Annotated in this window: 2 protein-coding genes; both read right to left on the bottom strand. The window is 27.8% G+C overall.

All coding sequences use genetic code 11. The annotated features are described in order from the left end of the window. Positions 1 to 204 precede the first annotated feature (204 nt). The gene (locus BMW63_RS17615; RefSeq protein WP_074724772.1) at positions 205 to 906 is read right to left on the bottom strand and encodes a hypothetical protein; all 702 of its coding nucleotides are present in this window, start codon (positions 904 to 906) and stop codon (positions 205 to 207) included. 193 nt (positions 907 to 1,099) lie between these two features. Continuing rightward, entirely contained in the window at positions 1,100 to 1,879 is a 780-nt protein-coding gene (locus BMW63_RS17610) for an APC family permease (protein WP_074724771.1), read from the bottom strand. Positions 1,880 to 2,013 lie beyond the last annotated feature (134 nt).

Here is a 2,013-nt window from a genome sequence, read left to right as displayed (position 1 = left end):
ATCATCATTTTTTTGGATTGCAGATTATTTTCTGAGAAGGAGCGAAGCAAGTGATTTTTTCACCGCAAAATTTGGCGAAATATCTATTATAACGTTTTGCTGCTTTGAGATGGCTGGAAGTTCGTAACCGCTCAATTTTTGGCTTAACGAAAACTTGATGCGTAACGATAATTCCACTAAATTCCAGCTATATCAAAACAGCTGTTACAGGCTGGTTTTCTTATTATCAATGTTTTTTCGTCGTATCATTGTTCCATAAAATAGTAAGCCACTTCCTAACATTCCTATTGCACTCCATGGTGTCTCTGAGTTAGGATTAATGATCTTGTTGCTTATTAACAACAAAAGAGCACTTACAAGAAAATAAAAAATCCATTTAAAAGATTTACTTTCATAAAAACTTTTACCTTCAATGATTTCAAATTTTTGATTTTCTGCAACTTCTTTATTCCTGTAATTATTTGATAACCTCGGAAATTCTTTCACCAATTTTTTGAAGTCATCTTTTTCGGCGAACATATTTTGTCTGTCAATTTTATATCTTGTATTATTTTTAAGATTAATAATAAAGCTATCAAAAGTTCTATCATTTTGAAAAACATAATTGTCAACTATGCCCCATGGTATAGTAATATCTCTTTCCCAACTTAGGGGAAATTTCCGTTCCCAAGTATGAATTATAGCTTCGGAAGTAAATACAATTTTTATTTTTGCTGTACCAATCTTATTCGCTATGAATAATGATATTAATAATACTGGAACAAATTGAAGAAATGAAATGAATTGATTTTCTACGTGCGGAAAATACTCTACCAATAAAAATGATAATGAACATAGTATAATTATCATTGGAATAATAAATCTACTTACAGAATGTATTCTTACTTTATATTGTCGTTGTTTCATACTTCATTAAATAATATACATATTTTCTGCTCATTTTTGGCCAACTTGCCTGTAACGTCCTGCAGCTACACGAGGTTTGGGACTAAATTAAGATTTATATTTCGGTTAAACACTAACTTTTCCAAGTACAAAACCAACTTTAAATTAAGCCTAAAACCCAAATCTTGTGTAACTGCTGTTAGCGGATGGCTTTTTATGAAAACCAATATAGTATTTTATAAAAAGCATATTCTTTTGTAATGTCTTTTTCTGGCTCTTTTCTAATGTTAAGATTAAAATTTTTAAACTCTTTTTCTAAATTTATGTATTCATATCCATTGTCATAATAATTTTTATATTCATTAGGAATATTTATGAAACCATTTTTAGTTGATTTAAATTCAATCTTTTCGTTGTTGTAAGTTTCACTGAACTTAACATAATTGTCGTTTAAATATTCAATATCTAAGTTTCCGTTATTTGATAATATTTTGCCGTTTCTAAAATAAATTACATAAAATTTTTCTGAACTAAAAGTTTCTTTTCCTTCATAATTCACGTAATAAATTTTATTTGGAAATGTAGATTTAAATTTTTTTTGAGCAACAACAATTAATGGATAATTTGATTGTTTTTTTTCTATTAAAAGATCATCAAACTTTACTTGTTCATATTTTGACAATACTTTTGCGGAATTATAAACGACTTCGCAAGGACAGAGATTATTTCTGTCAAAACAAGGGAATGAATAGAATGTCAAGAACAGAATAATAAAAACAAAAACTGAAAATGCGGAATTCCTTTTCCATTTCACTTCGGTTTTCTTTGAAATTCTTTTGTAAATAAACGCGAAAAATAATGCTATTATAATAAAAAATGGAACAGAAATTGTAAAAATTATTGAACTTCCACCGCCATCAACTGGAAATAAGTATATCAAAATTGGTGTGATAAATCCACAGATTAGAATAATCCAAAATTTGTATTTTTCCATATATTTCTTTTATTCTGCGTTTTTTTGAAGCTATCCGCTAACGTCAGTCTGTGAAAAAACCTCCGTTTAATTCTATCAAATATAAACAAATAATCTAATTATTAGACAGAAAAGTTGTATATTTAATGATGCAA

The sequence above is a fragment of the Flavobacterium frigoris genome (genome assembly GCF_900111075.1).
Lineage (GTDB): Bacteria > Bacteroidota > Bacteroidia > Flavobacteriales > Flavobacteriaceae > Flavobacterium > Flavobacterium frigoris.
Note: the sequence above shows the minus strand (reverse complement) of the source record. Positions and strands in the feature narration are given on the sequence as shown.